Here is a 26,783-nt window from a genome sequence, read left to right as displayed (position 1 = left end):
AAGGGAGGTGTCAACGTGGATACAAAAGAGCTGCACGTCATATCGACGGGAAGGCAGCCGTTTGCCGATTTGGCTGCCGCTATGCGGGACATTCATCGCTTCGTTTCCTGCTTTCATCTGCGCGAAAAAACGAAGACGGCCGCGGAATTGATGGCTGCCATCGAGCTGCTGCAAGCCGCAGGGATGCCGGCGGAGCGCATCGTCGTCAATGACCGGGCCGATGTAGCGGCAGCGGCGGGGGCGAGCGGCGTCCACCTCGCTTACCATAGCTTGAGCGTAAGCGCTGTGAAAAGGCTGTTCCCTCAGCTGCGCGTCGGCAAGTCCGTGCATTCGGAGGAGGAGGCCGTGCAGGCGGAAGCCGAAGGAGCGGATTACGTCATGTACGGGCACATTTTCCCGACGTCGTCCAAGCCGGGTTTGCCGGCTCGCGGCATCGAAGCGTTGAGGCTTCTTGCCGCGCGGGTGCGCATTCCGGTCGTCGCCATCGGCGGCATTAAGCCGCCCGACGCAGGTGCCGTGCTGAATGCAGGCGCTGCGGGGGTCGCGGTCATGAGCGGCATTTTGGAGGCGGATGATCCGGGCCGCGCGGCGGCGGCCTATTACGATGCTTTGTACAGGGAGGTATAGCGATGTCCAAAACAGTTGATGCGGTAGTCATCGGCGGCGGGATTATCGGAGGCTCAATCGCTTACCATTTGGCCAAACGGGGCAGAAGCGTCGTTTTGCTGGAGCGGGACCGGATCGCCTCGGGAGCGTCGAGCGCGGCGGCAGGCATGCTGGGAGCACAGTCCGAAATGCACGAGCCCGGCCCGCTGTTCGATTTGGCCCGGCAGAGCAGAGCGATGTTTCCGCAAATCTCGGATGAATTGAAAGAGCTGACCGGCATCGATATCGGACTGGTGCGCAAAGGGCTGCTGCACGTTGCGCGAACTCCCGAACAAGCGGAGGAATGCCGCCGCATGGCTGCTTTTCAACGCGAGGCCGGGGAGCGGGCGGAATGGCTAAGCGCGAGCCAGGCGAGAGTCATGGAGCCCGGTTTGTCGGCGGACATCGAAGGAGCGCTCCATATTCCGGACGACGGGCAAGTGTCGGCGCCGGATACGGCGGAAGCGTTCGTGAAAGCGGCGGCTGTGCTCGGGGCGCAAGTGCGCGAATACAGCGAAGCGATCTCGCTGCGGATCGAGCGTGGGCGAGTGACCGGGGTTGTGACGGAAGCGGAGACGATCGCTTGCGATCAAGTTGTCGCAGCGGCGGGGGTGTGGGGGAACCGGCTGCTGGCTCAAGCCGGGCTCGGCCTGGACGTTTTTCCCGTCAAGGGGGAATGCTTCTCCGTCGTGACGCCGGTGCCGCTGCTGGCCGCCACCGTATTTTCGCACGGCTGCTATGTTGTGCCTAAACGGGGCGGGCGGCTCGTGGTCGGCGCCACCATGATCGAGCGCAGTTACGACCGGACAGTGAGCGCGGGCGGACTGATGAGCTTAATGAGCAAAGCGGCTTCGTTGTTGCCGGGCATCGCGAACGCCGCATGGGAAAAATCGTGGGCCGGACTTCGTCCGCAAACGCCCGACGGGCTCCCCTACCTGGGGGCTTGGGAAGGCTGCGCAGGGCTGTTCGTCGCGGCCGGGCATTACCGGAACGGGATTTTGCTCAGCCCGGCTACAGGGCAGCTGCTGTCCGAGCTGATGGAGGGAAGCGCGGCTGCTGCGGCCGTCTGCCGCTCTTTCCGGCCGGATCGGCACGTTGCCGTTCGCCAAGAGAAGGGAGGAAGGTGAATGATCGAGCTCATCGTCAACGGGGAACGGATCCAGGTGCCGGAATCGGTGCGGACGGTGTCCGAATTGCTCGCCTATTTCGGCTTGGAGCGGAAAGTCGTCATTGTCGAAATCAATCAAACGATTCTCGAAAAGGCGGCGCATGCGGACACTTTGGTGCGAAGCGGAGACCGGATCGAGATGGTACATTTTGTGGGAGGCGGATGAACGATGCTGAAAATCGGACCTTACGAATTTGAATCGCGGCTGCTGCTCGGAACGGGGAAATTTCCGAGCTTCGACATTCAGCGCGAAGCGGTGCGCGTGTCTGGGGCGCAAATTTTAACTTTTGCCGTGCGGCGAATGAACATTTACGAAGCCGGCCAGCCCAACTTTCTGGAAATGCTGGACGTCAAAAACTTTACGCTGCTTCCGAATACGGCTGGCGCGCAAACGGCCGAAGAAGCATTTCGCATCGCCAAACTGGCTAAAGCGTCAGGCCTCTGCGACATGATCAAGGTGGAAGTGATCGGCGACATGAAGACGCTGCTGCCCGATCCGGTAGAAACGCTGAAAGCTTCGGAAATGCTGCTGAAGGAAGGGTTCATCGTCCTGCCGTACACGTCCGACGACGTGCTGCTGGCCAAGAGACTGCAGGAACTCGGCGTGCACGCCATTATGCCCGGGGCGTCGCCGATCGGCTCCGGCCAAGGAATCGTCAATCCGCTGAACCTCAGCTTCATTATCGAGCAGGCGACCGTTCCCGTCATCGTAGACGCAGGCATCGGCACGCCTTCCGACGCCGCGATCGCGATGGAGCTCGGGGCTGACGGCGTTCTGCTCAATACGGCGGTGTCCGGAGCGAAAGATCCGGTAAAAATGGCGCACGCCATGAAGCTGGCCATCGAGGCGGGCCGCCTCGGACGGGAAGCCGGCCGCATTCCGAAGAAACGCTATGCTACGGCAAGCAGCCCGCAGGAAGGGTTGAGCCCGTCTTAACCTGCCGAAATACGGCAAAAAAGGAGCTGCACACTTTGTGCGGCTCCTTTTTGCTGCTTCTTAACATGTATAAACCTTGTCTTTGCTTTCTGAAACCCGTCTGTCCCATCCCGTTCATTACAACCTCGAGACGCAAACGTCCCTTCAGACTTTCAGGCTCCCGAGAGAGAGTGGCTGCACTGCGGACCTAAGAATGTGGATCTCCGGCTGGCAGCCTCTATTCATCGCCATCATCGTTAAACATCCTCTTTGATTCGACAAAAAATTGTATTATAATTCAAAATACGACATACAAATATTATATTCGACAAAATTCATCGTTATTCAACGCCATCTAACTCGCCGCTTGTTCATTGTTTTGTCATTCCGGAAAGATAAGATAAAGATATTGGTAATAATTTGTCGATCCGAGCTAAGCAACGAAGGGATGATGGACTTGAACGGCGAGGCGAACGGTACGAACGGTTTGATTGGCTTCCGATTAAAACGGGATATTTTCAATAAATACGGTTCTTTGTTGATTGCCGCACCCGCTCTTTTGAATCAAGGGCACCTGGAGCTGCTGGAATCCCACGCTATCCAGCTGACGGGCGAGGATGTCGTTACGGCCGGGCAAGAGGAGAACGCAGAGCAATTGGATGGCGCAGAAACGATCGATCAACTGGTGGAGCAAGTATACACCATTTTTCAAGATGTGCGGTATTCCAAAAAAGTTCCACTTGCCGATATTCGAAAACATATCATTCCGGCCATACATCAAAGCTCGGACGAGTTAAACGTGTTCGGGCTGTTGTCGTCGCTGCAGGCCAAGGACGATTATACATATCGTCACAATATCGGGGTTGCCGTACTGGCGACGCTTATCGGGAAATGGCTCAATATGAAAGAGCATGATTTGCTGCAGCTATCTACGGCGGCCTTGCTTCACGATATCGGTAAAATGATGATTCCGCCGGACATTCTGGACAAGCCTGACAAATTGACGAATGAAGAATTTGAACTGATGAAGAAGCACATCGTCTTCGGATATGAATTGATCAAAGGAACGGTCGGAACAAATCACAGACAGGCGCTCGTCGCTCTGCAGCATCATGAAAGAATGGACGGGCGCGGCTACCCTTTCGGTTTGGAACAGGAGAAGATCGATTATTTCAGCCGGATTGTCATGATCGCCGACGTGTTTCACGCCATGACTTCGCAAAAAATTTACCGTTCCGCGACTCCTCTTTACGAAATTTTGAGAAACATCTCGCAAAATGCTTTCGGCGTGTTCGATGCGAAGATCGTAAGCGTTTTTTTAAACCGGATTATGCAATCGTTGGTCGGTCATGAAGTTGTGCTTACGGACGGCAGCAAGGGAAAGATTGTTTACATCAATCCGTTCGCCCCTGTGCATCCGTTGGTGCAGATCGAAGAGTTGTTTCTAGATCTCAGTAAGCATACGGAGGCCCAAATCGATCATGTCTTGGCTTGACGAATAACCCTCATTTACCTCACTGCTTAGTTGCCTCCAGCAATCTGCGAATATTGTCCAATTTGCGCTCGGGAGCCCATCGTATGAGTTACAAAGTCATATTGTTTGTCGTGTTGATGATTTCCACCTACATGACGTTGTTGATTTCTTTTCTCTCGTGGCCTAACCGAAAACAACCGGCAGCGCGAATATGTGCATTGATTATGTTGGCGGCCTCGTTTTATTCGTTCGGTTACGCTTTTGAAATCGCCAGCCGCACGACGGATCAAGTCGTATTTTGGCTAAAAGTCGAATATGCCGGAATACCGTTTATTTCGGCGTTATGGCTGATATTGATCCTGCAGTATACCGGTAATAAGGCGCTTTTACATAAGCGCGTTTATTTTCTGCTCATGGCGGTCCCGGTCGTTACGCTAATTATGCATTATACGAACGATACTCATCATTGGTTTTACCGCGAAATCGCCTTGGGCAAACTGGCCGGCATCACGACGGTTACAACGGTCAAAGGGCCTTGGTATTGGGTTCACACCGCGTATTCGTATTTGTGCACGTTAGCGGGAATTGTCGTTTCCGCCGCTCTTTATTTGAAAGCGGCGCCGCTTATCCGCAAACAAATTATTGTGATGATGGTCGGCGCAGCGGTGCCGTGGATTGCCAACATGCTCTACTTGACAGGCAGCATCAGCGCGAATCTTGACTTGGAGCCGTTCAGCTTTATGGTTTCGGGCGTTATTTATTTTTTTGGTATCTATAGGCTCAATATATTGAGGCTGAGCTCGCTTGCTATGGAGCAGGTGTTCGAATCGATGGCCGACGGGGTTGTCATCCTCGACCTGGAGTACAATATTACGAATTTCAATGAGGCGGCCCAAGGCATATTTGAACAATTAGGTCCAATACGGGACAAACCCGCGCCGGCTCTCCAAGTCTTCGCCGCTTATCCGGCAATTGTGGCCAAGCTGGCTGAAAGTTCAAACAGCGAAAGCCAGCTGTCGTTCAGCCGGAACGGGGTGACCAAGCATTACGATTTCAGCGTTTCCATGATATATGGCAAAGGCCGGACGCTGCTCGGCAAAACGCTTTTGTTCCACGAAACGACGGAGGTCGTGAACAATCAGGAAAAGCTTCTGACGATCGCCAGGCAGCTGGCGGACATGAACGCTTTCAAGGATCAGCTGTTTTCGGTGCTTGCTCACGACATCCGCGATCCTTTAGCGGTGCTCATCAATTTAACGGAATTGCTGGAAGAGGAAATACAAAGCTTGGCAAGCGAAAATCTCGAAATATTCCGTGAAGTCAAGGAACAAATCGCAGGCACTTACGAGTTGGTGGAGCACCTTCTCGAATGGTTTCGCAATCAAAAAAGAAAAATTGCGTTCAATCCCTCGGCATGGGATTTGTCTTCCTTTGTGCAGCAAGCGATCCAAACGGTTAAGGTGCATTGCGAAATCAAAAAAATCGAAATCGTTTCTTACATTGATGACGGCTTCGCTGTTTTTGCCGACAAGGAAATGGTAGGCATCATACTGAGGAATTTGCTGGCGAACGCGATAAAATTCACCGCCATCGGCGGTTATGTACGAATTAGGGCTGCATACAAGGAGGACTGGATCGTTGTCTCGGTCCAAGATTCCGGCGGGGGCATAGATCCTGCCATCGCAAAATCGCTGCTGCAAGATTCGCAGCCGGTGAACATGACGATGGAGAAGGGATCGGGCTTCGGGCTTGTTTTATGCAAGGAACTTGTCGGCATTCACGGCGGTTCCATTTGGTTTGAAAGCGCCCCGGGCCAAGGCAGCACCTTCTTTTTCACGCTTCAGGCCAACGAAAAGGCCGAAAAATACCCAATACGGGAGCAACGGGAGCTCGAACCGGCATGAAAGTTATAATCATCGATGATGAAAAAGCGATGCACCTGGTCATGAAGAAGCTGCTTGCCAAAATTCCGGATGTGGAAATCGTCGGCATGTTCCGGGAAACGAAAGATGCCGACCGATTTTTAGCCGAGCACGAAGTGCACATAGCGTTTGTCGATATCAATATGCCGCATGAAAGCGGAATGCTTTTTGCCAAGAGGATGGCGGATACGGCGCGGGATTTGCACATCGTGTTCGTCACCTCGCATAAGGAATATGCGATCGAAGCATTCGACATTTACGCCCTGGACTATATTGTCAAGCCTGTTTCCCTGGAGAGGCTGGAGAAAACGGTAGCAAGAGCGAGAGCGATTATTCAGCATTGCGACAAGCCGGAGGATAGCGACAACAAGGAAATGAACCGGGTATCCATATTTTGCCTGGGGGGAGTAGAAATTCGCAGTCAACACGGGGGGACTGTGAAATGGCGGACCAGAAAAAGCGCGGAATTATTCGGATACTTGTTGTTGAACCGAGGCAAAAAAGTATCGAGGGTCAAAATTATAGCCGATATGTTCGCGGGAATGCCGCAAAAAAATGCAGATACGTATCTCAACACGACGATTTATCAATTGCGGAAAGCGGTCGAGCCCCACGGACTTAAACATGGCATCCAGTCGGACGGCGATACTTACAGCCTGGACATTGCGGCTGACACCTATATCGATTTTGTCGATTTTGAGAAAAAGCTCCAAAGCTTTCATGTCATCGATGCCTCGAATTTGGAGCAGGCGGCGGAAGTCGAAAAGCTGTATACGGGTGGATTATTTGGCGAAAAGGACTATCTATGGGCTTTGAGCGACAATGAGCGGTTATTTCAGATGTATGCGGAATTTGCAAAGAAAATGGCGAAAGCTCTGCTGGACAATAAAGATTACGCTTCGGCGACAAGACTTCTTTTAAAGCTGTTGAACCGCAACGAGCTGGATGAAGACACAGTCGGTCTGCTTCTGAAAGCCTATGCCGCGCAAAGAAACAAGATTTTGCTGGCGAAACAGTACGAAAGCTACACAAGCTTGCTGCACAAGGAGCTGGGAATCGCTCCTACGCAGGAACTGGTTAATCTGTACTCGCAGCTTCAATTCGGTATTGACGGCACGGCTGTACATCTCTATTGAGATCATGTTCATTATTTTGTCATTGGCAAAAACTATACTTGGGACGTAGGACTTACCGACTAGTTTGATTTGCCGTTAGCCAAAAATCAAGGAGAATAAACGCGAATGGTTAGAGTGATGGTTGTTGACGATGCCGCTTTTATGAGGGCATTTCTGAAACAGATGCTGACCGATGTCGGTTTTCAGGTCGTGGCCGAGGCCAAAGACGGCGACGAAGCGGTCAAACTGTTCATGCACATGAGGCCTGACGTAGTTACTATGGATATCACGATGCCGGAAATGAACGGTATTGATGCCCTTAACGAGATTAGAAAAGTCGATCCGCAGGCAAAAGTGATCATGTGCTCGGCAGTCGGACAACATAATATGATTCTTAATGCGATCAAGGCCGGTGCCTCCGACTTTATCGTCAAGCCTTTTCAGAAAGAACGAGTGCTGGAGGCCATAAAAAAAGTGATGCCTCAATGACTATATGCCATCATGCGGATTGAATAGGAGGAGATCGTCGTGGATTCTGTGGGAATGGGCGAATTATGGGCGAACCAATTGATTGAGATCGAGAGTGTGGACGGGGCGAGATATAAAACCCAAATCTTGAAAATAGAAAACGAAGAGATTTACATTCAGCGGCCTGTGAGCAAGCATCAAGAGAGCATGCCTCTGCTTCATGGGAACGGCAAAGATATATCCGTTTATTTTTACAACGACTTGAAGGAGCTGTATACGTTCGACACCGTACTGACCGTAAGAAACGGCAGGCCGGTCATGGCCAAGCCGCTGCCCGGCAGCGTGTATAAAGTTCAGCGCAGAAATTATTTCCGGGTTCCGGCCAGAGTGAAGCTGGAAGTCCAGCACCCTTCCGGCGAAATTCACAGGTTTATGACGGAAGATTTGAGCGGTGGAGGAGTATCGTTCTTATGTTCTTCATCCGACATTTTCAAGGTGAACGATGAAGTTAAAGGCACAATTCGACTGGAAACGACATCTGATACTGTGCTTGTAGAGTTTGCGGGGAAAGTGGCGAATACGAAGCTCATTACCGATGGAGGGCGCAAATTCGGCTTGGCCTTCAGCGATATAAGCGAGAAACACCGCAGCGCGATTATCCGGCATTGCATTAAACGGCAGTGCGAAATTATTAGCAAAGTGAAAAAAATGTGAAACCGAAAGAATTGTCGAATTGCTTGCAGGATTTTAGATTAATTTGTCGAAATATAGCAGAATAACGCAAGAAATTTGTCGAAAACAATCGAATTGTAGATTGAGATGGATGGGATCGTTATCGTTCATGTTACCCGGCTTGTTTTAACCGTATGCCTGATCGCGGCTGCATTGTGGACCTCCGCCAATTCCCACTGGATTGGACCGGGGGGTGCAGCCGTTATTTCATCTGGCGACTCTCCGCTGCTGCGATTTTTATTTCACAGCTTAATGGACCGCGAGGGAGGCATCTACACGAATTATCGCAGCGATCTTCCGTCGCGTCCGGATATGGCGGCTAATCATGACGAGCTCTCCGAATCCTTAGGTTGATGCTTCAATATGCGGCCGCCGCGAATAGATGGGACATTTATCGCCAGCAAACCCTTTTTTTGCGCCGTTACTTGCTTCAGCCGAGCGGCCACGTCCGGTGGAAAACGGACTCCTCGCACCGGCAAAAGCTGGGCAGCAACGCGGCGATCGACGATCTTCGCATCGTTCGGGCGCTTCTGGCTGGCGCGCGAAAGTGGGGGGCGGCCAGCGACCATCGGCTTGCGAAGGAAATTGCCGACGCTCTGCTTCGCGACAATCGAACCGGCAACCTGCTAGCGGATCATTACAATACGGAGGACGGGGCGAAGGCCGAGACGCTGACCTCTTCCTATCTGGACCCGGCTTCCATGTTCGTTCTCGCTAAGGAAGATTCCCGGTGGCTTCCGGTAGCGGAGGCATCGCTCAAGCTGCTGACCGAAGCCGCGCAGCCAAACGGGTTTTATCGCAAAACGTACAACCTTGCAAGAGGCGAGTGGACGGATCCGGCGGGAAGCGACCGCAATATGATCGATACGCTGCTGGCGGCGATACATGCCCAGGAAGCCGGCGCTCCTCCCGTTCCGACGCTGCGGCTAGTGCAAGCTTTGTGGAGCCGCGACGGCCGTTTGTACGGGACTTATCGCGACGACCTGCAGGCGGCGAGCGCGGATGAGTCTCCTGCGGTGTACGCACTGGCAGTCAGGCTGCTGGAGCAAGCGGGCGAAGCGGAGCGGGCGAAGCCGCTAAGAAGCAGGCTCGCTCAGCTGGCTGTACAAGATCCTGCCTCACCGTTTTACGGCGGGTTTTTAGATCCGGCGACGCTGGAATGCTATTCGTTCGATAATTTGCAAGCCCTGATTGTGGAGAATGGAAAGAGGAAACAGCAATGAAAACTACAGACCGCGTCTATTTTACCCTCTTTGCCCAATTTTTGTTCATCGTATTTGCGGCGCTGTACCTCGTGTTCACTATACAGCTGTACCCGGCGAATTATGTCTGGTTTCTGCTTACGCTCCTGCTGGCGATGTTCGGCTTTATGCGGGATCTGCTCGCTGCGCTATTGGCCTCCATGTTTATCGTTTTTGCCTACAGCTCCTTGATCCTGTACCAAATGTTCATCGAAAAAAGCGTGGCCGAAATTGTTTTGAACGATTTGGTCTGGCTGTTCGCCTACCCGTTGTCCGCGACGGTATCCGGCTTCCTGGGACGGGAGTTCCGCCAATTGATGCAAAGCTATCGTTATTACGCCGACAATTACGATAAGCTCGTCGTCATTGACGAAATCACCGGCTTTCTCAATATGAGAAATTTCATGCAAGAGCTGCAAGAAGAAGTGTCGAGAAGCTTGCGCTACAAGCGCGAGGTGAGCCTGCTGTTCGTGGAAGTCGCTTACTTCAAAGACCTTGCGAAGGAATACGGGAAAGAGCAGGCTCAGGAGCTGATTCGCAAAGCTGCGCTCGGCTTCGAGAAAGTGCTGCGCGACGTAGACAAGAAAGCTTATTTGGACGAAGGGGTTTTCGCTTTCATTTTGCCGGAAACGCCCGCTGCGGGAATGGAAATCGTAAAGAACCGCATGGCCGAAAACTTCCAGAGCACGACCTTGAACCGTTCGAAGCGGGAAGTCGTTATCAAGCTCAGGCTGAAATTCGGGGGCGCGACCTGTCCGGAGCAGGGAACGGGAGCCGATGCGATTTATGAAAAAGCGAAGCAGGAGCTGAGCCTTTATGTGGGCTAAGCGTCTGCTAGCGATGATGTTCGCGGGAGCGATCGCCTTGTCTGCTCCGGGGCTTGCTTCCGCCGAACGGGCTCCTATAGTGCCGACCTGTTTGATCGTATACCAGAATGAGGATTTGCGGGACGACGCGAATATCGCGGCCAATCTCGCCGGACATTTCAACATGAATCGGGAGATCGAACCGCTGTCGCAGCTCACTCCCGAGGCTGTGGCCAAAGCGGACTCGATTATCGCCATTTTGCAAAAGCCCGACGAAACGTTTGAGCGCAAGCTCCAAGCGGAAGGGAAGCCCGGACATTCGGTGCTGTGGGTAGGGGCGGCCGACGGGGACAGCAAGACGCCTGCCGCGGAAATCCGGTACAAAGGCAACGTCATTCAGGAGCTGAACACGACGGTGTATCCTCTTCGCGTCCGCGAAGGCATGGACAAGCTGGCCGAAGTCAGCGACGGAACGAACGTTTACACGCTCGCCGCTCATGCGGGAAACGAATGGCGGTATGCGTCGCCGCAATTGACCGGAGCGCCGGGACTCGTATTCGCCGACATGCTCCACGACGTGTTCCATGCGGAGCATGCGGATGATTATCACGAAGCGTACATTCGCATCGAGGACGTGCATCCGCTCACGGATCCGAAAAAGCTCCGCGCCATTGCCGATTTCCTGTACAGCCGGCACATTCCTTTTATGGTCGCGGTCATTCCGGTCTATACGGATGCAGCCGGCGGCAACGTCGTGAACTTCGAAGACAAGCCCGAATTTACGGCTGCCCTGCACTATATGGAGGATCGCGGCGGAAGCCTGATCATGCACGGCTACAAGCACCGGTACCGCGACGGGGAAACCGGCGAAGGCTTCGAATTTTGGGATGCGCAGAGCGACAAGCCCATCCCCGACGAAGCCGCATACATGACAGACAAGCTGGAGAAAGGAATCGCCCGCATGGCGAAGCAAGGCTTGTATCCGCTCGCTTTCGAGCCGCCTCACTACGCGATGTCGCAAACCGGCTACCGGATTGTGAACAGGTACTTTTCCACGCTGGTCGGCAATCTGCAGCTGAACGATACGACCTATCTCGTTTCCCAGCAGCCGCCGTACCGGTTGCAGCATAGCCTTGCCGGACTCAAGGTCGTGCCGGAAACGATCGGCTACGTTGCGGACGAGGCGGGGGCGGCAGCGCCGATGCTGGAGAAAGCGAAGCAGCTCATGATCGTGCGGGACAGCGTAATCGGCGCCTTTTTCCATCCTTATTTGAAGCTTAGTCAATTAACGGAGCTAGTGGACGGCTTGTCTGCGCTGAATGTCGATTTCATCGATTTGAAGGCGGAATCGAACGAAGTCCGGACCGATTTCATCACGATCCGCAGCGATGGCGGTCAAGTAACGGCTTCTATTCAGAACCGCTCCAAGCTGGATGCGCTCGCGGCCGTGCCGGCCAAATCGAAGCTTGCGCCGCTGTTTTCGCTCGTTATGACCTGGGGCATTGCGGCCGTCGTCACTCTCTTTCTGATTATGTTCTTCTGGTTTTTGCTCCTGCTCAGAACGCGTCGCAAGAAAAGGTTGTTTTACGAAGAGGTGCGCTCCTGATGGCCAACGCGCTGTTTCTCATAGCTTTGACTTCCATATGGCTCATGCTGCTGTATCATATGTTTCTGACGCTCGGCGGCTATTTATATTCCAATTGGCTGGAGAGCGATCCGGAGCGGTTTCGCTGCGACTTGCGCACCGATTGGCCGACCGTTACGATTTTGATTCCCGCCCATAACGAGGAAATCGTCATCGACGCGACGCTCAAGGCGATGGTGAGGCTGAACTATCCGAAGGACCGGCTTGAAGTTATCGTTATCAACGACAATTCGTCCGACAGGACCGGAGAAATCGTCGACGGCTATGCGGCGAAGTTTCCGTTCGTAAAGGCGCTCCATACGTTTCCGCCGGACGGGGGGAAGGGCAAATCCCACGCTCTCAACAAGGCGCTGGAGCTCGCGGGCGGCGAACTGATCGCCGTCTACGATGCCGACAATACGCCGGAGCCGGATGCGCTGAAGCATCTTGTGAACGCCTGACGGCGAATCCGAAAACGGGCGCGGCGGTCGGCAAGTTTCGCGTCATTAACGCAAGGCGCAATTTGCTCACCCGGTTTATCAATATCGAAACGATCAGCTTCCAATGGATGGCGCAAGCCGGAAGATGGAAGTGGTTCCGCATCAGCACGATACCCGGGACGAATTTTATTATACGCCGCAGCGTGCTCGACCAGGTCGGAGGCTGGGACGAGAAAGCGCTGGCCGAAGATACGGAACTGAGCATCCGCGTCTATGAGGAAGGGTATGAAATCCGTTTCTATCCTCTTGCCGTCACTTGGGAGCAGGAGCCGGAGACGTGGAAAGTATGGCTGAAGCAGCGCACGCGCTGGGCGCGCGGAAATCAGTACGTCATTTTCAAATATATGAGCAGGCTGTTTCAGCTCAAGCGGCGGCGAATGCTGTTCGACCTGATCTACTTTTTCTTCACGTATTTCATGTTCCTCGGCGGGGTGTTTACTTCCCATTTTCTCTTTGTGATGGGGCTGCTCGGCTATATGAAGGTCACGCTGCCCGGTCCGTTTCTGCTGATCTGGATTCTCGCTTACTTGCTTTTCGTTGTGGAAATTATGATTACCCTCGGCATTGAAAAAACGGAGCTGACAAGGCGCAATTTTTTCACAGTCCTTATGATGTACTTGACATATTCGCAGCTGTGGCTCTTGCTCGTCGTCCGGGCGTTCCGGCTCCATGTGGAAGCGACGATTAAACGCAAGGAAGTGAAATGGGAAAAGACCCAGCGCTTTCAAGCGTAAAGAAGGGAATACCGATGAAACCTGTAAAATTGTGTGCGACAATCGCATTGACGCTGGGACTGCTCCTGCATCTGCTTCCTGCGCTTCCGGCTTATGCCGATAACGCGGGGGCAGCGGGCAGCGGCCCGGACCCGGCCGCCGTCCCTTCCGCTGCGGCCCAGACGGCCGCTGCCGAAGCGGTGCATCCCCTGCCTGCCGGGAATGCGGCGCCGATAACGGAAAATGTGCCGATTTTCCCGCAGGAGCACGTCATTCAAGGCGTCAGCAACCGGGAGGATACGTATTTCAGCATATCCAAAAGCCGGAAGCTTATCGCCGGCTCCTACGTTCAGCTGAAGATCAGCCATTCGTCGACGCTGCAGCCGGCCAAATCCACGTTTACGGTGCTTTTGGACGACGTCCCGCTCGGCAGCGTATTTCTGGACAAAGGGAATGAGCAGGGGGCGACATGGAAGCTGGACATTTCGTCGCAGCCGCTCAAGGCTGGCTTCCATAAGCTTTCGCTCGTGACCCATATGGAAGTGACGTCCAATTTATGCGACGATCAGGACAACGCCGCCAACTGGATGCGCATTTCCAAGGAAAGCTACATCCATCTGCTGACGGAGAAAAGCTATTCCAGCGCCGATTTCTCGTATTTTCCAAGCCCTTTCCTGGAAAAAGGCAGTTTGAAGCCGCTGCAAGCCGCCTTCGTCGTTCCCGACGCGCCGACGCCGGCGCAGCTCGAAGCCGCGATGCGCATCGCGGAGTGGCTTGCCTCGCAAGTTCCCGGCAACCGTCTTCGTTTTGACGTGGTGCACGAGTCGGAGCTGACGGACGAGATGAAAAAGGGGACGCCGCTCATCTGGGTCGGACGCTCTTCCGCATGGTCGGCTGCCGGCAAAGAGGTTGCAGACCAAGCAGCGCGGGACCACGGCTCTTTAAGCGGCACCAATTATATGGCGCTCACGTCTTCTCCGTGGAATGCCGAAGTGGCGGAGCTGTTTATCGACAGCCAGGACGAAGCGATGGCGAACGCCGCTCTCATGCTGACGGATCCCAAGCTGAACGAGCAGCTGCTCGGTACGCTCACCCCGATTCCGACAGAGCTGCAGCCGCCTCCGGACGCATCTTCCGAGCCGGAGAAGGGGGGCCCAAAAATGCACGTCTCGTTCGCGGATATGGGGTACACCAATCTGGTCGTGGAGAGCTCGCTCGTCGGCGTCGCCAAAATCGGTTACACCATCCCGGGCGGCTGGCAAGTTCGGGACGGCATCGGGCTTAAGCTGCTGTTCAAGCATTCCAAGACGCTCAACTTCGTGCAGTCGCTCGTTTCCGTGAAGGTGAACGGCGAGCCGATCGCGAGCCAGCATTTGAACGCGGAGACGAGCGATACGGGTTCGATTCAGGTGAACATCCCGAACGAATTGTTTGCTTCCGCTCACGAGCTGAATATCGAGGTGGCGTTTCAATTCAGTTCGAACGCGGGCAAGGAACCTTGTACGGGCGTAAATTCACAGATCGGCAATTGGGCCGTCATCGACAAGAGCTCGTTTCTCTCGTTCAGTTACGTAACGAAGCAATCCGCCGATCTGCGCGAGCTTCCGTCGCCGCTGGTCGATCGGGGGCGCTGGGATTCGGCGGCTATCGTAGTGCCGGAACGAATGAGCTCCAAAGAGCTGAGCGTGCTCGCGACGTGCGTCGGCTATTTGGGCAAAAATTTGCAGTCCGCGTCGGGCCTCGCATTGGTATCGGCCTCGAGCCCGGAGCTCGCCAATCTTCTCCGCGACAAGAACGTCATCTATGTCGGCTCAGGAGAGCATATGCCTGCTTTTATCGGCGAAGCCAAGGACAGTCTTGTCGCTTACCGCAACGGCCGTGCGGTGGTCCAATCTCCGGCTGTAACGCTGCTTCCCGGCTTGACGAACCAAATGGCCTGGATCCAGCTGGCGAAGTCTCCCTTCAATTCCGACAAAAGCCTGCTCGTCGTCTCCGCCACTTCGCCGGATGCTCTGCTGGCGGTACCGGACGTTTTGGCCGATCCGAACAAAAGCGCAGATGTGTACGGCAGGCTCGCGGTGATCGATGGCAAGCGGCAAGTGCACTCTTTTCAGGCGGAGGCAGCTTCCGCTCCGAATCGTACGGCTGCGGACCGGATCAAGGATGCCGTGCAATTCGGCAACCTGACCGTCAGAAACCGCTTGCTGCTTATCACCGGTCTGCTGGCGGTCCTGATTGCAGCCGGATGGCTGTTCTGGCTCGTTCGCAAACGGAAGTAGCCGGTTAAGCTGCGGAACGAAGACCCGGAGACGGAGAATCCCGATTTTCCGTCTCCGGGTTCTTTTCGTAGCTATGGACGCGGGAACAATTTGCATATTGATTGAGGCGGAATTTCGGGTAAGATAGTTTTGAAAGGGCTATCATAATCCTATTGCAGGAAGAGGAAGGCAACCATGTATAAAATATTGCTGGTCGACGACGAGGCCGTCGTACGGGAAGCGGTCAAGGAGCGGATCGACTGGACGGCATGCGGGTACGAGTTCGTCGGCGACTGCGAGAACGGGCTGGAAGCGGTCGAGCTTGCGGAGCGGCATCGCCCGGACGTGGTGCTCACCGATATATGCATGCCGTTCATGGACGGTCTGGAGCTGACGCGGCATTTGGCGAAGTCGGGTTCGGCGGCGCGCGTCGTCATTTTGACCGGGCACGAGCATTTCGACTATGCGCAGCAAGCTGTCAAGCTCAAAGTAAACGATTACATTTTGAAACCGATTACAGCCGCCGAGCTGACCGAAGTGCTGGGCCGAATCCGCGCCGAGATGGATGCGGAGGCAGGACGGCACGAAGACTTGCTCCGCCTGCGGCAGCAGCTGAACGAAAGCTTTCCGCTTCTGAAGGAGCGGTTTCTGGAGCGGCTCGTGACCTCAAAGCTGCGCGCCAGCGATGTGCCCGGCAAGCTGGACTATTTTCAAATCCGGCTAACCGGTGCGGTGCATACGGCGCTGGTCGTCGACATCGACGATTTCGGCCGGCATTTGGCGGAGCGTCCGGAAGCGGACGAGGAGCTGCTCCGTTTTGCCGCATTCAACATCGTCCAGGAAATTGCCGCAGCCGGCGTCGTCTTTCGCGACCGGGAAGAGCGCATCATCGCATTGCTGTCGGCCGGCGACGCGGCTGAGCTGGATGAATGCGCCCAGTCGGCCGCGGAAGAAATTCGCCAGTCGGTGGGAAAATATTTGAAATTTACCGTCACAGTCGGGATCGGCCGGATGTGTACGGCGCCGCAGGACCTTCACTTGTCTTACCGTTCGGGCCTCGATGCGCTCGGCTACCGTCTGCTCGTCGGCAAAAACAGCGTCATTCGCATTGGCGACATGGAAGCGCGCGGCGCCCCCCGGCCCGCTCGCCAAAACGAATGGATCAGCAGCATCGCGACCTGCATCCGGACGGGGAGCCACGAGCAGATGGAGCGGTCGATCGAGGACATGATCGGCTGTCTGAAGAACGATTTTACGCCGATCGACAAGTGCCGCACGCTGCTGCAAGTCGTAACGCTGTCCATCGTTCAGGTCATTCAGGAGCTCGGTGTGGACGAAGCCGGTATTTTCGCCGATCCGTCCGGTCCGCTTGCCGCGCTGGGAGAGCTGAAAACGCTGGACGATATGGAGCGCTGGCTGAAGCGCGTGTGCGGGCAAGCGGTGCAGGCGGCGGCGGAGCTGCGCAACGATTACAACCGGCTGCAAGTCGAGAAGGCGCTCCAATACATCAGGGAACATTACCGGGAGGAGCATATTTCGCTGCAAACTGTTTGCCAGCATACGCATATGAGCGTCAGCTATTTCAGCTCCTTGTTCAAGCATTACACCGGCAAGACGTTCGTCGAGGCGCTGACCGGCGAGCGAATCGAGAAAGCGAAGGAGCTGCTCAACTTGTCCCCGCTCAAGACGTACCAGATTGCCGCCGAGGCCGGTTACCGCGACCCCCATTATTTCAGCGCCATTTTCAAAAAATGGACCGGCCTGACGCCGACCGAATACCGCCGGCAAACGGCCAACGGCCGGGTGTAACGCATGAAGCCGCTGCGATGGATTCAGTTTCAAAGCATTCAGTCCGGCATGGCGGCCGCCTTCGCTTGCCTCATTTTGTTTACCGCTTTCACGATGAGCGCAGTCGCCTACCGGCTGTCGGAAAATTCCGCTCAGCAAACCGCGCAGCAATATTCCGCCGAGCTGGTCAAGCAGGTCAAGGAAAATATTCAGACGTATATCGGCAACATGGAAAATATTTCGCTGCTCGCCATGAATAACCGCGATGTCCGCGAATATTTGTCCGGACAGCTCGTCATGAGCCCGGCCGAGCGGGCAAGCGCCAGACAGAAGATCGAAGACTTTTTCCATACGATCGCGACGTCGAGGCAGGATATCGCCTCTATCAACGTATTCGGGAAGGACGGGCGTTTCGTCTCCGACCGGAGCGGCGCCAAGCTGAATCCGAACGTGAAGCCGGAGGAGATGTCGTGGTATCGCAAAGCGGTGGAAGCGAAAGGCGATGTCGTCATTTCTCCTTCCCATGTGCAGGCGATCTACCAGAACGAGTACCGGTGGGTCGTCTCGCTCAGCAGGGAGCTGCGGGGATCGGGAGATATGGAGGGCTCGGGAGTTTTCCTCGTCGATCTCAATTCAACGTCATTACCGGCATTTTGAGCAGCATTTCGCTCGGGAAGCGGGGCTACGTCTTCATCGTCGACAATGACGGCAACCTCGTCTATCATCCGCAGCAGCAGCTCATTTACAGCAATTTGAAGACGGAGCTCATTGACCGGGTGCTCGCTAGCGGAAAAGGCAGCTTCCGCACGAACGAAGGCGGGCAAAGCCGGATCTACACGGTAGAACGCTCCGATTTCGGCTGGTACATCGTCGGCGTCTCGTACGTGGACGAATTGATCGGCGACAAAACGCGGATGCGGCTGTCGTTCCTGCTCTGGGGAGCGGTCTGCCTCGCGGTCGCTTTCACGATGTCTGTGCTGCTCTCGCGCCGGTTGTCCCGCCCGATATTGCAATTGCAGGAGCATATGAAGGAAGTGGAGAAGGGCAACTTCGACATTCAGGTGCCGGTGGAGAAGACGAAGGAAATCGGCCGTCTGGCGAAGACGTTCAACCTTATGGTCGGCCGCATCAAAGATTTGATGGACCAGGTCGTGAAGGAGCAGGAGTTCAAGCGGAGGACGGAGCTGAGCGCCCTGCAGGCGCAAATCAATCCGCACTTTTTGTACAATACGCTGGACTCGATTATTTGGATGGCGGAAAGCAAACGGTCGGAGGAAGTCGTGCTCATGACTTCCGCTCTCGCCAAGCTGTTCCGCGCCTCCATCAGCATAGGGGAGGAGCTTGTGCCGGTCCGCAACGAGCTGGAGCATATCGCAGGTTATTTGACGATCCAGAAAATACGTTACCGGGATAAACTCGAATTCCGCATCGATACGGACCCCGGCATCTTGAACTGCAAGACGCTCAAAATCGTGCTGCAGCCGATTGTCGAAAATGCGATCTATCACGGCATCAAAAACATGTACGGCGTCGGCGTCATTACGATTACCGGCGAGAAGCGGGACGGCGACGTTGTGCTGCGGGTCGCCGATAACGGCGTCGGCATGGAGCCGGAGCAGGTGAAACGGCTCTTGGTGCCGAGGAGCACGAGCGGCGACAGCGGCAAGGGCAAAGGGTTCGGGCTGCTGAACGTGCATGAGAGGATCAAGCTCGTATTCGGCCCCGCGTACGGCTTGACGATAGAGAGCGAGCCGGACGAAGGCACGACGGTGACGGTCCGGATGCCGGCAATCGGTGCGGACGGCAAGAAAGAAGGCGACGGCGGATGAGCGGGCTAACGCGGAAAATCAAATATGGCGGCACGCTGCTCCTCTTGCTCGCTTTCGCGGCCGCTCTGGTTTACGTCTTGCCGGCGTTGCGGGACGGGCGGATCCATGTGACGGTCGTCGTGAAATCGCTCGAGAAGAGCATGGAGTTTTGGCAAGTGCTGTCGGACGGCGTGGAGACGGCGGGCAAGGAGTTCGGGGTAGACGTGGCGATTACCGGACCGAGCCAGGAATCCGATATCGACGGGCAGATCGCCGTTCTGAGGCAAGCGATCGCCAAGCGGCCCGATGCGATCGTCATGGCGGCGACGGATTACAACCGTCTCGCGCCGGTTGCGGATGACATCGTCAAAGCCGGCATCCGGCTCATCATGATCGACTCCGCGGTAAACAGCCGTGCGGCCGTAAGCTTTATCGCCACGGACAACATCGAGGCCGGCCGCAAGGCAGGCGACGAAATGGCGCGGCTCGCCGGCGGCGGGAAAATCGCCATCATCAGCTACGTGCAGGGTACGGCGACGCAGATCGACCGCGAGCGCGGCGTCCGGATGCGGCTCGAGAAAGAGCCCGGCACGGCGATCGTGGGCACCTTTTACAGCGACGGAGTCGAACAGAAAGCTTACGAGACTACGAAAAGGCTGCTGCTCGAAGTGCCCGATTTGCGCGGCATCGTCGCTCTCAACGAGACGTCCACGGTCGGCGCCGGCAGAGCGGTTCAGGAGCTCGGGCTTGCAGGGAAAGTACATTTGGTCGGCTTCGACAGCTCGCTTGACGAAGTAAAGCTTCTCGAGTCCGGCGTCATGCAGGCTACCGTCGTGCAGAAGCCGTTCAATATGGGGTATCTCGGCGTGCGGACCGCCGTGGAAGCCGTGCGCGGCCGCAAAGTGCCGGAGCGGATCGATACCGGCTCGGTCGTGATCGACAAGTCCAACATGTATTCGAACGAGAACCAGAAGCTGCTTTTCCCCTTCGTGGGAAAGTAGCCTTTTTCCAAATTGGAATTGACGGCTGAGCGAGAGTGGACTATAACGAAAACAAGGCAGCGATTTATTATGGGCATGAGCAAGGAAAAGGAGAACGGATGAGAAAATTCGATGCGGTTGTCGTTGGAGATGTCAATATCGATCTCGTAGTGGCCGGGCATAAAGGGGTCCCGCTTCCCGGGCAGGAGGTGTACGTGGACAGCATCGGCATGCACATCGGCGGCGGAGCGGCGCTGTTCGGCGTCGCCCTCGCCAAGCTAGGGATGAAGCTCGCTTTGGCCGGCGTATTGGGCAAGGACTACTACGGGCAGTATTTGCTCGACCAGCTCGCGCAGCATAACATCGACACGAGCAAAATAAAAATAAGCCGAGTGAACGGTACCGGCATATCGATTGCGCTTCATCCGGAGACGGACCGCTCGTTTATCACTTATGCCGGCTCGAATGCGGAGCTGGGCATCGGGCAGCTCGATCTGGACAGCATCGCCGAAGGCCGCCATGTTCACTTGACCGGCTATAAAGGCAGCGCGAATCACGATGCATTCGTGCACGCGGCAGAGCGGCTGCAGGCGCGCGGCGTGACGGTGTCCCTCGATACGGGCTGGGACGATACCGGCGAATGGTACAAGGGCATTATGGAGCTGGCCTCGATAACGGACATCCTGTTCATGAACGAAACCGAGGCGATTCATTTTACCGGCTCCGCATCGGTGGAGGAAGCGATTCGCGTGCTGTCGCGGCACGGCGAGCACGTCGTTGTGAAGCTCGGCTCCAGAGGGGCTGTTGCCGCCGTAAAGGGCAGATCCGTTTACCGGCCCGGATACCGGGTGAATGCGCTCGATACGACCGGAGCGGGGGATTGCTTTAACGCCGGTTACGTTTACGGTTATTTGGCCGGGAAAACGCCGGAGGACTGTTTGCTGTACGGAAACGCCTGCGGCGCGTTGAGCGTGAGCGCATACGGCGGAAGCGCGGGAGCGGCGGACCTCGAAACGCTGGAGCGTTTTATCGCGCAGTATGCAGCCGACGGACGCGAGGTTGGATCGTGAAGTGCTGAACGGAGGGAGAGCGGGAGATGGACTTTTCGGTTATGACGCTGAATTTGCGCTACAACAATCCGGGAGACGGAGACAACGCCTGGCCGCACCGTTACGAACAAGTTGTAGCGCTGCTGCGCCGGTACGATCCGCTTGTGATCGGCACACAGGAAGGCCTGCATGACATGCTGCTGTCGCTCGGCGAAGGGCTCCCCGAATACGGCTGGATCGGGGAAGGCCGCTACGGCGGACACGACGACGAGCACAATGCGATTTTTTATAAGAAGACTGAGCTCGGCCTGGCAGGGCAAGGGCAGTTTTGGCTGTCCGAGCATCCGGACCGTCCCGGGAGCGTCAGCTGGGAAAGCAGCTTGCCGCGAATATGCGTATGGGCGCATTTGAAGAGCGCCAGCGACCCGCGGATGCAGATGAAAGTGTTCAATACCCATCTCGACCATAGAAGCAAGCGGGCGCAGGAAGAAGGGATAAAGCTCGTTCTGCGCACGATGCGGGAGCATTACCGGCGCGAGCCGATGCCCATGATCGTCATGGGGGATTTGAATTCGGTTCCGGACGACGCTGCGGTCCGGCTGCTGCGGGAACATGCGGCGGCCCCGGCGGGCGGGCTGCGGCTGATCGACTGTTTCTCAGCGCTGCCCGGCCGGCCTGGGCGGACGTTTCATGGGTTTCAGGGCGGCGAAGAGGGCGAGCCGATCGACTATATTTTTGCAACGCCGGATATTCGGCAGAAGGAAACCGTCGTGATCCGGGACTCTGCGAACGGCCGGTTTCCGTCAGATCATTACCCGGTTTTGGCCCGGATCGGGTTGTATGCGGAATAAGGTATTTACGGACGCTGGCAGGACGGAAACAAGCAGTTTTGTTCTCCGTCAGAAAGTTTAGGTTTAGGCTGGCCCTACACTCACTGACATCGCTATTAGGCGTCAAGATGGAGGTATTGCAACGACCCATGTGCCGACCTCTCACAGTCAGGTTAACGCCTTTAAACGCGGTCGTTCCATCCTTAAGGATAGCCAAAGGCGGTTTTCCTTGCAGTAGTCAAGGTGGGGTGTCTTAAAGAACCGGTTCGTTATGCAGCGACATGCAGGGTTCATGCAGGTTTGATTAAAGAATCTGTTCGCACTGCAGCGTCATGCAGGGCGATTAAAGAACCTGTTCGCACTGCAGCGTCATGCCGGACGCTATTAAGCGCCGTTTTGACGAAATGGGCGTGCAAGGACCGAAAGTTCCTTAAATAGAGACGAAAAGTCGGATGGAGCGATATTCGAGGCGCTAACGTCCGATTTTTCCATTTTTCTTGTAAAATTAGCGTCTGTTGGGTCTACGTTTAGCGATCAAGGTCTTTATTTCAACTATGTAGTAACGTCTGTTTGGGAGCGAGACCGGGTTGGGGCCTGACTACGGGCCAGGTTCGGCAGCAAAGAATTTCTTACCTAAAGAAAAAGGGTTCTCCTATGTCATCCCCGGTGGTACAGGAGAGCCCTTTTTTTCATCGTAAAATATTCAACCGTTTGCGGAAAATATTCTATTCATGATGCGGCCCCGCTCCTTTATGATCAGACTGTACAGAAGACAGGGGGTGACCTGATGGATCAGACGCTCGTATCTATGGATAATATCACGAAAGATTTTCCCGGCGTGCGCGCGCTTGACGGGTGCCGGTTCGAGCTGCGCAAAGGGGAAGTGCACGCGCTTGTCGGCGAGAACGGTGCCGGAAAATCGACGCTCATGAAAGTGCTGACCGGCGTTTACCGCAAAGATGCCGGACGCATCGTCTATGACGGTAACGAAGTCGATATCCCGGATACGCGCACAGCGCAAAAGCTCGGCATCAGCATCATTCACCAGGAGCTCAATTTGGCCAAAGATTTGACGGCGGCGCAAAACATTTTCCTCGGCCGCGAGCCCCGCCGGGGCCTCATGCTGGATGAGCGGAAGCTGAACGAGCAGGCGGCGCGGCTATTCGAAAGGCTCGGCATCGAGCTCGATCCGCGCGTCAAAATAGCGGAGCTGACCGTCGCAAACCAGCAAATGGTGGAAATAGCGAAAGCGCTGTCATTTGACGCAAAAGTGCTAATTATGGACGAACCGACGGCGGCGCTCAGCGAAGCGGAAATCGGCTCGCTGTTCCGGATCATCGGGCAATTGAAAGCGGAAGGCGTCGGCATCGTCTACATTTCGCACCGCATGGATGAGCTGAAAAAAATAACGGACCGCATCACGGTCATGCGCGACGGCGCCTACATCGATACCGTGGCGACGGCCGAGACGCCGATCGAGCGCATCATCGCGATGATGGTCGGCAGAGAGCTGTATCACGCTTCAGGCCCTGCGCAGACAGGGAAGAACGGGGAAATCGTGCTGGAAGTCCGCCATTTGAACCGCGGCAAACAGCTGAAAGACGTCGGCTTTACGCTGCGCAAAGGCGAAATCGTGGGCTTTGCAGGGCTCGTCGGCGCCGGCCGGACGGAAGTGGCGAGAGCGATATTCGGTGCGGACCCCATCGATTCGGGCGATATTTACGTGCATGGCCGCAAGGTGCGGATCCGAAACCCGTACGATGCGGTCAGGGAAGGGATCGGCTATTTGTCCGAGGACCGCAAGCAGTTCGGCTGTCTCGTCGACATGGATGTGAAGACGAACATCGCCTTGCCTTCGATGCGTTCGTTTGTCGGCGGCTTGGGATGGATGAACGACAGGCGAATCGGCGACGTCTCGGCGCAAATCGTAGAGCGGCTGTGCGTCAAAACGCCGGGGACCGGACAGCTCGTCAAATTTTTGTCCGGCGGCAATCAGCAGAAAGTGATTATCGGCAAGTGGCTTGTCCGCGATTGCGACATTTTCATCTTCGACGAACCGACGCGGGGCATCGATGTCGGCGCGAAGGGGGAAATTTACGAGCTGCTGGACGAGCTTGCGGCGCAAGGGAAGGCGATATTGATGATCTCTTCGGAGCTGCCCGAGGTGCTTCGTCTCAGCCATCGCATTATCGTCATGTGCGAAGGGGCGATTACCGGCGAATTGCGGCGTGAGGAAGCTACCCAGGAGAACATTATGCAGTATGCCACAAGGCGGATCGGCTGAACGGCCGCTATGTCAAAACTTGGAGGGGGACTACGATGAAAACGGCGGCAGCAGGCAGAGCAAGGGGAACCCCTTTGAAATCGGGGGCGCTACAGCAAATATTGGCCTTCGCCAGCTTGATTGTGCTCGTTCTGTTCTTTTCGGCAGCTTCAAGCAATTTTTTTCAGTTCGATAATATTGTCGGCATTTTGCTGTCGACGGCGGTCACCGGGGTGCTGGCGCTCGGCTCGACCTTCGTTATCGTAACCGGCGGCATCGATCTGTCGGTCGGCACAGTGATGACGCTCAGCTCGGTCATGACGGGCGTGTTTATTGTCGGCATGGGGCTGCCCGTTCCGATCGGCATTGCGGGCGGCATTTTGACGGGGGCGGTGTGCGGCTTGTTGTCCGGGCTCTCCATAGCCAAAATGAACATTCCGCCTTTTATCGCCACATTAGCGATGATGATGATCGCCAAAGGGCTCGCTCTCGTCATCTCGGGAACGAAGCCGATCTATTTCACCAGTGTGAAAGGATTTTCGGACATTGCGCTCAGCTCGGTCATTCCCGGCCTCAACATCCCCAACGCGGTGCTGATTTTCTTCGCGGCGGCGCTGCTCGGCGGGCTGCTGCTGACCAAAACGATCGTCGGCCGCTACAACTTCGCGCTCGGCAGCAACGAAGAGGCTACCCGTTTGTCTGGAGTCAACGTCGACTTCTGGAAAGTCGTCATCTACACGATCACAGGCATATTCACCGGCATCGCCGGCATCATTATGGCTTCCCGCCTCAACTCGGCCCAGCCCGCGCTCGGCGCCGGCTACGAACTCGAGGCGATTGCAGCCGTCGTCATCGGCGGCACGTCGCTCAGCGGCGGTAAAGGCACGATCCTCGGCACTGTCATCGGGGCGCTCATCATGAGCGTTTTGACCAACGGGCTGCGCATCATGTCCGTGCCGCAAGAATGGCAAACCGTCGTCGTCGGCATCGTCATTATGCTGGCGGTCTACACCGATATGATGCGGCGGCGCAAAAAGTAACGTTCAGACGGCATCAGCTCCGTTAAGGAGTTATGCATACATCAAACTTACGATCAAGGGGAGAGGGTACGATGAAAAAACTGTCATTCGTAGTCACTTTGACGCTGATGTCTTCACTGCTGCTGGCCGCCTGCGGGTCCGGAGGCTCGAGCCAGACGGCGTCCGGCTCCGGCGGTGCGGCACCTGCGCCCAAGGCGTCCGATTCGGCAAGCGCGTCTTCCGGGGGCGGCAGCTCCGGAAATTCGGGCGGCGATAAGAAGCTGTACATCCCGATCATTTCCAAAGGATTCCAGCATCAATTTTGGCAAGCGGTCAAGCAAGGCTCGGAGAAAGCGGCGAAGGAGCTCAACGTGGACATTACGTTCGAAGGCCCGGAATCCGAATCCCAAGTCGACAAGCAAATGGAAATGCTGAAAACGGCACTTGGCAAAAAGCCGAGCGCGATCGGGTTCGCTGCGCTCGACAGCCAGGCGGCGATTCCGCTGCTGGAGCAGGCCAAAAAGAGCAATATCCCGGTCATCGCCTTCGACTCCGGCGTCGACAGCACGATTCCGCTGACGACGGCGGCAACGGACAATATCGCGGCCGCCGGCCTCGCCGCGGACAAAATGGCGGAGCTGATCGGCAAAAAAGGCGAAGTGGCGCTCGTCGTCCACGACCAAACGAGCCGCACCGGCATCGACCGCCGCGACGGCTTCGTGAACCGGATCAAAGAGAAGTACCCCGATATTAAGATTGTCGATATCCAGTACGGCGGCGGCGATCAGTTGAAATCGACGGACCTCGCCAAAGCGATCATGCAGGCGCACCCGAATTTGAAAGGCATTTTCGGCTCCAATGAAGGCTCGGCTATCGGCGTAGTGAACGCGGTAACCGAGATGAAGAAAACCGGCATCGTCGTAATCGGCTACGATTCCGGCAAGCAGCAAATCGATGCGATCAAAAACGGCATTATGGCCGGCGCGATTACGCAAAATCCGATCGGCATCGGCTACGAGACCGTGAAAGCAGCCGTGAAGGCGATCAAGGGCGAAACACTGCCGAAGACGATCGACACCGGATTTTTCTGGTACGATAAGACCAACATCGACGACGAGAAAATCAAGGCCGTGCTGTACCAATAAAAGGATGAGCGCATGCTGCCGAGGCAGCATGCGCTTTTATGTGCGTAAGAGCATTGCTTTCCGGGAAATGGCCCTCTGCAAGTGCTCAAAGAGCAACTGCAGGGGCCGCTTCGCAGAAATGACTGCCGCAGTTGCTTGGAAAGCAATTGGAGAAGCAGTCGGAGCAAGTTTACGGTATTAGTGGCTTTGCAATTGCTTCGAGCGCAACTACAGACGCCGCTTTGCAGCTAGACTAGAAAGTGGACACACCATAGTAGCGGCCTGATACAATAAAACCAACAAAAAGGTCGAGGTGTGTCATGGGAGATATCCGTCAACA

22 protein-coding genes and 1 pseudogene are annotated in these 26,783 nt (G+C 55.6%); all 23 read left to right on the top strand.

All coding sequences use genetic code 11. The features are described 5' to 3' along the window. Positions 1 to 15 precede the first annotated feature (15 nt). The 23 genes and pseudogenes from tenI (at position 16) to SD70_RS07475 (ending at position 26,464) form a co-directional block, all read left to right on the top strand. The gene (tenI, locus tag SD70_RS07580; protein WP_041047015.1) at positions 16 to 627 is read left to right on the top strand and encodes a thiazole tautomerase TenI; all 612 of its coding nucleotides are present in this window, start codon (positions 16 to 18) and stop codon (positions 625 to 627) included. A gap of 2 nt (positions 628 to 629) precedes the next feature. Then, positions 630 to 1,772 carry a glycine oxidase ThiO gene (thiO, locus tag SD70_RS07575; RefSeq protein WP_041047014.1) on the top strand — a complete coding sequence of 381 codons (1,143 nt, stop codon included), beginning with the start codon at positions 630 to 632 and terminating at the stop codon, positions 1,770 to 1,772. Next, a complete protein-coding gene (gene thiS / locus SD70_RS07570; RefSeq protein ID WP_331436736.1) occupies positions 1,773 to 1,979 on the top strand; it encodes a sulfur carrier protein ThiS in 207 nt (68 codons plus the stop codon). A 3-nt stretch (positions 1,980 to 1,982) separates the two neighbouring features. Further along, positions 1,983 to 2,750 carry a thiazole synthase gene (locus tag SD70_RS07565; RefSeq protein ID WP_041047013.1) on the top strand — a complete coding sequence of 256 codons (768 nt, stop codon included), beginning with the start codon at positions 1,983 to 1,985 and terminating at the stop codon, positions 2,748 to 2,750. Between the two features lie 427 nt (positions 2,751 to 3,177). After that, positions 3,178 to 4,224 carry an HD-GYP domain-containing protein gene (locus SD70_RS07560; protein WP_041047012.1) on the top strand — a complete coding sequence of 349 codons (1,047 nt, stop codon included), beginning with the start codon at positions 3,178 to 3,180 and terminating at the stop codon, positions 4,222 to 4,224. 83 nt (positions 4,225 to 4,307) lie between these two features. Continuing rightward, positions 4,308 to 6,107 carry a sensor histidine kinase gene (locus tag SD70_RS07555; RefSeq protein WP_041047011.1) on the top strand — a complete coding sequence of 600 codons (1,800 nt, stop codon included), beginning with the start codon at positions 4,308 to 4,310 and terminating at the stop codon, positions 6,105 to 6,107. After that, entirely contained in the window at positions 6,104 to 7,261 is a 1,158-nt protein-coding gene (locus tag SD70_RS07550; RefSeq protein ID WP_052487151.1) for a response regulator, read from the top strand. Before SD70_RS07555 ends, SD70_RS07550 begins: the two co-directional genes overlap by 4 nt. Positions 7,262 to 7,366: 105 nt before the next feature. Then, positions 7,367 to 7,729: a response regulator gene (locus SD70_RS07545; RefSeq protein WP_041047010.1), complete on the top strand. Its 363-nt coding sequence runs from the start codon at positions 7,367 to 7,369 to the stop codon at positions 7,727 to 7,729. 39 nt (positions 7,730 to 7,768) lie between these two features. Continuing rightward, positions 7,769 to 8,422 (top strand): flagellar brake protein, encoded by a 654-nt coding sequence (locus SD70_RS07540; protein WP_156157926.1) that lies wholly within the window; start codon positions 7,769 to 7,771, stop codon positions 8,420 to 8,422. A gap of 371 nt (positions 8,423 to 8,793) precedes the next feature. Next, positions 8,794 to 9,663, top strand: a complete 870-nt coding sequence (locus tag SD70_RS07535) for a hypothetical protein (protein WP_041047008.1) — start codon at positions 8,794 to 8,796, stop codon at positions 9,661 to 9,663. Further along, positions 9,660 to 10,508 (top strand): GGDEF domain-containing protein, encoded by an 849-nt coding sequence (locus tag SD70_RS07530; protein WP_041047007.1) that lies wholly within the window; start codon positions 9,660 to 9,662, stop codon positions 10,506 to 10,508. Before SD70_RS07535 ends, SD70_RS07530 begins: the two co-directional genes overlap by 4 nt. After that, positions 10,498 to 12,093: a polysaccharide deacetylase family protein gene (locus SD70_RS32950; protein ID WP_052487150.1), complete on the top strand. Its 1,596-nt coding sequence runs from the start codon at positions 10,498 to 10,500 to the stop codon at positions 12,091 to 12,093. Before SD70_RS07530 ends, SD70_RS32950 begins: the two co-directional genes overlap by 11 nt. Then, positions 12,093 to 13,345, top strand: a pseudogene (locus tag SD70_RS07520) (glycosyltransferase family 2 protein). The gene SD70_RS32950 and the pseudogene SD70_RS07520 overlap by 1 nt, the downstream one beginning before the upstream one ends. A 14-nt stretch (positions 13,346 to 13,359) precedes the next feature. After that, positions 13,360 to 15,603: a cellulose biosynthesis cyclic di-GMP-binding regulatory protein BcsB gene (locus SD70_RS07515; RefSeq protein WP_041047006.1), complete on the top strand. Its 2,244-nt coding sequence runs from the start codon at positions 13,360 to 13,362 to the stop codon at positions 15,601 to 15,603. 174 nt (positions 15,604 to 15,777) lie between these two features. Next, positions 15,778 to 17,391, top strand: coding sequence for a response regulator (locus SD70_RS07510; protein ID WP_041047005.1), 1,614 nt, complete (start codon positions 15,778 to 15,780; stop codon positions 17,389 to 17,391). Between the two features lie 3 nt (positions 17,392 to 17,394). Next, positions 17,395 to 18,027 (top strand): cache domain-containing protein, encoded by a 633-nt coding sequence (locus tag SD70_RS37710; RefSeq protein ID WP_231571096.1) that lies wholly within the window; start codon positions 17,395 to 17,397, stop codon positions 18,025 to 18,027. Beyond that, entirely contained in the window at positions 17,925 to 19,199 is a 1,275-nt protein-coding gene (locus SD70_RS07505) for a sensor histidine kinase (protein WP_231571095.1), read from the top strand. Before SD70_RS37710 ends, SD70_RS07505 begins: the two co-directional genes overlap by 103 nt. Then, positions 19,196 to 20,179, top strand: a complete 984-nt coding sequence (locus SD70_RS07500) for a substrate-binding domain-containing protein (RefSeq protein WP_041047004.1) — start codon at positions 19,196 to 19,198, stop codon at positions 20,177 to 20,179. Before SD70_RS07505 ends, SD70_RS07500 begins: the two co-directional genes overlap by 4 nt. Positions 20,180 to 20,277: 98 nt before the next feature. Next, positions 20,278 to 21,228 carry a carbohydrate kinase family protein gene (locus SD70_RS07495; RefSeq protein ID WP_041047003.1) on the top strand — a complete coding sequence of 317 codons (951 nt, stop codon included), beginning with the start codon at positions 20,278 to 20,280 and terminating at the stop codon, positions 21,226 to 21,228. A gap of 26 nt (positions 21,229 to 21,254) precedes the next feature. Then, the gene (locus SD70_RS07490; protein WP_041047002.1) at positions 21,255 to 22,058 is read left to right on the top strand and encodes an endonuclease/exonuclease/phosphatase family protein; all 804 of its coding nucleotides are present in this window, start codon (positions 21,255 to 21,257) and stop codon (positions 22,056 to 22,058) included. Between the two features lie 766 nt (positions 22,059 to 22,824). Further along, complete coding sequence (locus tag SD70_RS07485; RefSeq protein WP_041047001.1) at positions 22,825 to 24,321, top strand: sugar ABC transporter ATP-binding protein; 1,497 nt, start codon at positions 22,825 to 22,827, stop codon at positions 24,319 to 24,321. 35 nt (positions 24,322 to 24,356) lie between these two features. Continuing rightward, entirely contained in the window at positions 24,357 to 25,340 is a 984-nt protein-coding gene (locus tag SD70_RS07480) for an ABC transporter permease (protein ID WP_041047000.1), read from the top strand. A 71-nt stretch (positions 25,341 to 25,411) separates the two neighbouring features. Further along, on the top strand, positions 25,412 to 26,464 hold the full coding sequence (locus SD70_RS07475) for an ABC transporter substrate-binding protein (RefSeq protein ID WP_041046999.1): 1,053 nt from the start codon (positions 25,412 to 25,414) through the stop codon (positions 26,462 to 26,464). The last annotated feature ends 319 nt before the right edge of the window (positions 26,465 to 26,783 follow it).

The organism is Gordoniibacillus kamchatkensis, from assembly GCF_000829455.1.
GTDB lineage: Bacteria > Bacillota > Bacilli > Paenibacillales > NBRC-103111 > Gordoniibacillus > Gordoniibacillus kamchatkensis.
Note: the sequence above shows the minus strand (reverse complement) of the source record. Positions and strands in the feature narration are given on the sequence as shown.